General features: G+C 64.9%; 8 protein-coding genes. 6 read left to right on the top strand and 2 right to left on the bottom strand.

Annotated features, from left to right (window positions below):
• From ACOJSN_RS01550 to ACOJSN_RS01525, 6 genes are all read left to right on the top strand, one after another.
• Nucleotides 1–248: hypothetical protein (locus ACOJSN_RS01550; protein ID WP_420110748.1), on the top strand; the 248-nt coding region annotated here is incomplete at its 5' end.
• A 330-nt stretch (nt 249–578) separates the two neighbouring features.
• Nucleotides 579–788, top strand: coding sequence for a hypothetical protein (locus ACOJSN_RS01545; RefSeq protein ID WP_420110750.1), 210 nt, complete (start codon nt 579–581; stop codon nt 786–788).
• On the top strand, nt 725–2,725 hold the full coding sequence (locus ACOJSN_RS01540; protein WP_420110747.1) for a bifunctional DNA primase/polymerase: 2,001 nt from the start codon (nt 725–727) through the stop codon (nt 2,723–2,725). Before ACOJSN_RS01545 ends, ACOJSN_RS01540 begins: the two co-directional genes overlap by 64 nt.
• A 380-nt stretch (nt 2,726–3,105) precedes the next feature.
• Nucleotides 3,106–3,264, top strand: coding sequence for a hypothetical protein (locus ACOJSN_RS01535; protein ID WP_420110746.1), 159 nt, complete (start codon nt 3,106–3,108; stop codon nt 3,262–3,264).
• Between the two features lie 142 nt (nt 3,265–3,406).
• Nucleotides 3,407–3,697 (top strand): hypothetical protein, encoded by a 291-nt coding sequence (locus ACOJSN_RS01530; RefSeq protein ID WP_420110745.1) that lies wholly within the window; start codon nt 3,407–3,409, stop codon nt 3,695–3,697.
• The gene (locus tag ACOJSN_RS01525; RefSeq protein ID WP_420110744.1) at nt 3,694–4,314 is read left to right on the top strand and encodes a recombinase family protein; all 621 of its coding nucleotides are present in this window, start codon (nt 3,694–3,696) and stop codon (nt 4,312–4,314) included. The genes ACOJSN_RS01530 and ACOJSN_RS01525 overlap by 4 nt, the downstream gene beginning before the upstream one ends.
• A gap of 108 nt (nt 4,315–4,422) precedes the next feature.
• Here the strand turns inward: ACOJSN_RS01525 and ACOJSN_RS01520 are convergent, their stop codons facing one another.
• Together ACOJSN_RS01520 and ACOJSN_RS01515 are read right to left on the bottom strand one after the other, a co-directional pair.
• Nucleotides 4,423–5,919 (bottom strand): ATP-binding protein, encoded by a 1,497-nt coding sequence (locus tag ACOJSN_RS01520; RefSeq protein ID WP_420110743.1) that lies wholly within the window; start codon nt 5,917–5,919, stop codon nt 4,423–4,425.
• A gap of 27 nt (nt 5,920–5,946) precedes the next feature.
• On the bottom strand, nt 5,947–6,012 hold the full coding sequence (locus ACOJSN_RS01515; RefSeq protein WP_420110749.1) for a helix-turn-helix domain-containing protein: 66 nt from the start codon (nt 6,010–6,012) through the stop codon (nt 5,947–5,949).
• Nucleotides 6,013–6,021 lie beyond the last annotated feature (9 nt).

Raw genomic sequence — 6,021 nt, 5'->3', positions numbered from 1 at the left:
GCACGACGGTGAGCACGTACGGTCCCCAACCGGTCCTCGGTCTCCTCCGTGCGCAGCAGGATCGGTTCCCACGCGGTGTGGCGTGGGAGATCGGTCTGCACCCTGTGCACGTCCGTGCCGGCATCGATGGTGTGGTGCTTCCCGACATCGAGACGTTCCTCAGACTGCCGGAAGTGCTGGGCCTGACCGTCGAGGACTGTTGGACCCCGGAGGTCGTCCGCGACGTGCTCGATCGCGCCCGTAGATGACGACCAGACGGCTGTAGACCTGGCGGCTGCCGGTCGCTACGACGGACATCGGTCACGCGCTGGAAGGGCTGTTCCTTCCAAGCGCAACGATGAACGGTACTTCCGTTGTACTATTCGAGTACTTAGTCACTGCGACTCCGCAAACTCTGAAGTAGCCAGGGCTCAGTCCGGCGCACAAAGTGCGTGACGGCGGCCAACTGGATGCGACCCTCTTTGAGGCTCATCTGCGCTCCCAGGCGCGACTGAGAGGGACGCATCCACCGGGAGCGCAGACAAGGTCCGAGGACCGTGACAAAACCCAGAGGACGACAGCCCGTCCGCCTGCTCATGTTGGAGCAGGACGTCACCACACGTGAAGCCGCCGAGGCGATCGGTGAGGACTTCGAACATCTCGCGAACGCCATCGCTGGCCGTTCGTATCCGAGCGCGCTCATCCGTGATCGGCTTCCCGAATTGCTGGGCGTGGCACTTGAAGAGTGCTTCACTCCGGAGTCGTTGCGACGCAAGTACCGCCCGCGTCGGAAGGCGGTGCGGTCGTGACCGTCCCCGCCGACACCGAAGCCCCCGGGGGGAACGGGGGCTCCAGCGGAGATCAGATCTCATCACCAGGGTTTGATTCTATCGGGCGACCGGGCTGGAAGGTCTTCCCGTGTCACTCGATTAGTCGAGGAGCCTGCACGTGCAGGAAGGGTGCATCCTGCACTTCACCTGGCAAGCATCCACGTACGCCCAACGGCGTCGATGATGCCACCGACGATCCGGCTCGGATCTCAGCATGGCGCGCGGCGTATCCGGATGCGAACTGGGGCCTCGCGACCGGTGAGGCGTCCGGCGTGTGGGTACTGGACATCGACTCCAAGCACGGCGGGTTCGACTCGCTACGGGAGCTGGGTCCTTTGCCGGACACGCTGCGCGTCATGACCGGTGGTGGTGGCATTCACTACTACTTCCGATCAGTACCCGGCCTCAAGAACCGGGTCGGTCGGGAGAGTGGCCCACTGCCGGGCATCGACGTGCGGGCCACCGGCGGCTACGTGAGCTTGCCCGGGGGCAAGCACAGCAGCACTGGTCGATACGAGGCAGTGAACCCCGGCGCAGACGTGCTGGATGCGCCTCTGAGCCTCGTAGCTGCGGTGACCAGTCGATCGACCAGCGGTACCGACTCGGCTCCGCTCAGGGACGCTGCGACGATCCTGGACGGTATCCCGGAGGGTTCCCGCGACGACACCTTGTTCCGTTGGGCTTGTCGGCTTCGTCGGCAGCATGAGACAGATGCCGACGGCGGACGTGCCGTGGTGACAGCGCTCGTGCTGCAAGCTGCGCGGAACTCCGGGTTCCCCGAGAACGAAGCTCTCGCGAAGGTGGCGCAAGCGTTCAAGCAGGATCACGGCGCACCGCCAGCCGGTGAACCGTCGTCGTGGCAGCCGGTGGACCTCGGTCCGATCTTACGTGGCGAGTACAAGCCGCCGACGCCGACGCTGATGCGCCGGTCGGACGGCGTGTGCTTGCTGTACCCCGGCAAGGTCCACTCGTTCTATGGAGAGCCCGAGTCGGGGAAGTCGTTCGCTGCGCAGGGCGTATCGGCGCAGGTGCTGATGGACGGCGGCCGCGTGCTGTACCTCGACTACGAGACCGACGCGGCGACGGTGGTCGAGCGCTTGGTGATGATGGGCGTCGCCGTCGATGACATCGAAGCCGGGTTCGTCTACGTCGAGCCGGACGCGCGACCCGAGGATGGGCTTGCTGATCTCCTCGACGGCCAGACCTACGACCTGGCGGTCGTGGACGGCGTCACCGAGGCGCTGGTCATCTCGGGACTCAAGTCCATCGACAACGACGACGTCACTGGCTGGATGCGGCGTGTGCCACGCCGGATCGCGGAGCAGACAGGCGCGGCGGTCGTAACGGTCGATCACGTCACGAAGTCCAAAGACGGTCGCGGGCGCAGCGCGATCGGCGCGCAGGCGAAGCTTGCCGCGTTGTCGGGGCCGGCGTACATCTTCGAGGTGGATGGCCCGCTCGGCCGTGGCCTGCGTGGCGTCGTGCAGGTCCGTATCGGCAAGGACCGGCCGGGTGGGGTGCGGCCGTACGGGGTGGACTGGCGCAAGTCGGACCGAACCCAGGCGATCGCGACCGTGGTGGTGGACTCGATCGGCGCAGGCACCGTGTTCACGATCGATCCGCCAACACCGTCGGCACCGTCGTATCCGCAGGACAACCGGACGCGCGAGCACGCGGCGGCGGTCGCGGAGATCGTGAACGAGCAGCCAGGTATCAAGACCTCGGACCTGAAGGCCAAGGTGAAGGCGGCGACCGGCGTCGGCAACGCGTCCGACCTGACCGGCATCCTCACGGACGCGGCGAACCGTGGGCTCGTGCAGATCGTCGACGGGCAGCGTGGGGCGAAGCTCTACTACCCAGGCGACGGCGTCGACGTCACCGGCTGGGTTGACGGATCGAGCCGTTCCGATGATTAGTCCCTGGAACGGCTCGGAACAGCTCAACGGAACGGCTCAACATGTCAACACGGGAACAGCTCAGAACGGCTCGATCCGTTGGAAACTCAACGGTCTGCACGAGCCGTTCCGAGTCGTTCCGAGGTGTTCCGGAACAGGTCGAGTGAGTTGTTCCGGTGGTTCCAGATATCTATATCTGGACCCCCGGAACGGCTCGACGGCTCGACGCACTACGGGGATGCAACCCATGCGGCTGGGGGCCAGCCTTGGGTAGGGCTGCGACAGAGCCGATCGACGCGCGTCTCCTACGACAGAGACGCTCTAGCGATCCCACGAACGACGTCCTCATCTTCCTGCTGAGTCAGCGTCGGCACGCGCGTCCTCGCTACCTGCCTGCGGTCGTGGACGTGCTGCTGGAAGCCGACCTGCCGGTCGAGAAGTTCGACCGCGCGATCGACCTCGTCTGGGAGGCGGCCCACGCGCGGCCAACCGGCGACAGAAGCGTGCAGAGGGCCGAGAGGGCGTGGCTGGCCGAGCTGCTGGAGGTCGATCCGGGGTAGCCCGGTACGAGGCTCTCAGGGCCATCTACACGCTCCGACCGTCAAGTTGTCGAGCGGCTGTTTGACATCGAACGTTTGTTCGGATTCGATCTCGACTCGATCCGGTCTCAACATGTGAGACGGCGAACGAGGAGAGGCAATCATGAACGTGGGCGAGAGGGTCGAGCGCGACGGACGGCGCGGCACGGTGATCCAGGTCGCGGGTGCGACGGCGATCAACGTCATCTGGGACGACGGCGAGGCCGCGCCGGTGCAGGTCTCGACGGTGACCAAGGTCGGTCGACCGGTGCAGGTCCACATGACCACCACCGAGTCCCGCTGCCCTGGCATCTGGCAGGTGGGCTGCCGCTGCGGGTGGAAGTCGCTCGGCTTCGCGACCCAGGACGCAGCGCGCGCCGCTGGCGACCGGCACCTGGCCGAGGCGAACCGATGAACGTCGCCGGGTACCTCCGCGTGTCCACTGCCGACCAGGAGTACGGCATCGACGCGCAGCGCGCAGCGATCGAGACAGAGGCCAGCCGTCGCGGGTGGCAGGTGACGTTCTACGACGACGCCGGCAGGTCCGGGCGGGATACCACCAGGCCAGGTCTCCAGGAGGCTCTACGGGCGCTCCAGGCTGGCGAGGAGCAGGTGCTGGTGGTGTCCAAGCTCGACCGGCTCAGCCGTTCGGTCGCCGACTTCGCGACGCTGATGGACAAGGCGCGCCAGCAGAGCTGGGCGGTGGTCGCACTCGACCTCGGCATCGAGACCACCCCGCGGTCCGGGGACCTGGTCGCCAACATCATGATCTCGATCGCGCAGTGGGAGCGCCGCATCATCGGCCAGCGCACGAGGGAGGGTCTCGCCGCTGCCAAGGCCAAGGGCGTCCGACTGGGGTCGCCTGTCCTGCTACCTGCCGAGGTCGAGGCGCGGATCGTCGCGGAGCGCGAGCAGGGCGCATCGCTGCGGGCGATCGCGGACGGGCTCAACGCTGAGGCCGTTCCGCTGCCTGGCCGGGGCAAGCGCTGGCTGCCTGGGTCCGTCAAGGCAGTGCTCGACCGTGTCGCCTGACGCGGACTCTTCGCTGCCCCGCAGATCCGAGTCAAGTAAAGCTGCTCGGCGTTTCCGCAGGTCAGGGCGTCGTGGCCGTGCTACCTCGGCCAACGGTGCAGATGGAGGTCAAGCAAGGGACTGTCGCTGAGGGTCGGCCCAGAAGGGGACGTAGCGCATCGCCTTCGGCCCTGCGGCTGGGTCGAGCGGGACGATGAGTCCCGCGTCAAGTGTCTCGCGGATCAGCCGCGATGCCTGCGCAGCCTGTCGGTCAGACAGGCCAAGGCGCTGGCGCAATGTGGAGTTCGACATGGGGGTGCGGCTTACGTACTGCAGTGCCGCGTGGAAGTAGACGGCGCGTAACCGCGATTCGCCGTCTAGCGCGCTTAACGGGCGGTGCGCGAACATGACCACGCGGGTATGTACGTCAGTGACCTCAACTAATGGTGCGGGAAGTTGGGAAACCTCGATTGTCGATGCGATCTTGTCCCACCCACTGCCCCGCTCTTCACAAAGCCCCGCCCGGCGCATAGCCGAAGCAAGATTCTCATTTCGCGATTGGGGCGGCGAGTCGATGAAGCGTTCCGGCGCAACGAGCGGCTTACCTGGGTTGGTGAACTCGATCCTGTCGTCAAAAATCTCTACGGTCGGCCCAGTCCCTCCAAGGTTCAGGTCTTGATGAATGAGCGTGTTCGCAAGCAGTTCTCGTAGTGCGAGTTCCGGGTACATCGTGTGCGTCTCGCGCACTGCGCCCTTGATCGACTCGCGCTCGGGTAGCGAATCCTGCACATAGCCCATTAGTCCAGCGAAGCCGGCCGCGTAGCCGCGGACCCCCTCCTGTTCCCGGCGAGTCGAGGTTCGAGTCGTTCCGTTGTACTCGATGACACGAGTGGCCTTGCGTGAAAGCCGTGGGAAGCGCGACATATCACGAGCGAACAGTATGGCGCCGAGGTTCGTGATGCACCAACCACTGTTGGTGTCATGTCGAATATACTTTTCACTCTCCAGCGCCTCGATAATCAGTGAGCGCGTCTCTGGAAGAGGAAGGCGCATGGCGTGGAAGTATGCTGGATAGTCGAGAAGCTCCGTTACCGATTCAAGGCTCTGGTTGTCGAGTGCCACACCCAACTCATAGCTAGTGGCGTCGAAAAAGCGCCATAATCGACTCTCGTGGTCGGGGTGGTCACGCAATTTCTTCTTGTAACTCCCGATGCGGATGTACTCATCGGTACCGAATCGAATCGGCCGTTCGGACGCGGGTGCGATCTCCATCAGTACGAGTCTTTCACCGAGATAGCTGACCTCTTTGAAGGAGAAGTAGACGTGAGGCTGAAGCTGTCGCGTCAGCCAATTCGTCAGTTCTTCCTGCTTCACCCGAGCGTTCGATGGATCGACGGTCGTACCAACTACCGCGTGGTCACGATCGCGAATCCCCCACACGAGGTATGCGCGCGTTCGCCCCTCTAGGGCAGCGGAGTTCGCGAGGGCCGAGATGTACTCGCCGATCTCTTGTGGATCGTCGTTGTTCTCCTTGAACTCGATCCACTCACACTCGCGACCCTGGCCAAGAATGCGGTCCACGGTCTCTGCAAGGTCGTCCTCGGGCGGCATGGCTACATCCTGCACCAGTTGTCCTTCGGGAGGGCGCTGGGGCTAGAACAGGTCGCCCGGCGCGCACCTCAGCGCGTCCGCCAGGCGGTGGATGTTGTCGAGACTCACGTTCCGCTC

Origin of the sequence: Pseudactinotalea sp. (assembly GCF_048594945.1) — a bacterium.
Classification (GTDB): Bacteria; Actinomycetota; Actinomycetes; order Actinomycetales; family Beutenbergiaceae; genus Pseudactinotalea.
The sequence above is the reverse complement of the archived record's forward strand: the minus strand, read 5'-3'. Positions and strand labels throughout refer to the sequence as shown.

Coding starts and splice junctions, on each gene's coding strand:
- ACOJSN_RS01530 (WP_420110745.1), top strand. CDS start 3,407: ATGAACGTGGGCGAGAGGGTCGAGCGCGACGGACGGCGCGGCACGGTG.
- ACOJSN_RS01525 (WP_420110744.1), top strand. CDS start 3,694: ATGAACGTCGCCGGGTACCTCCGCGTGTCCACTGCCGACCAGGAGTAC.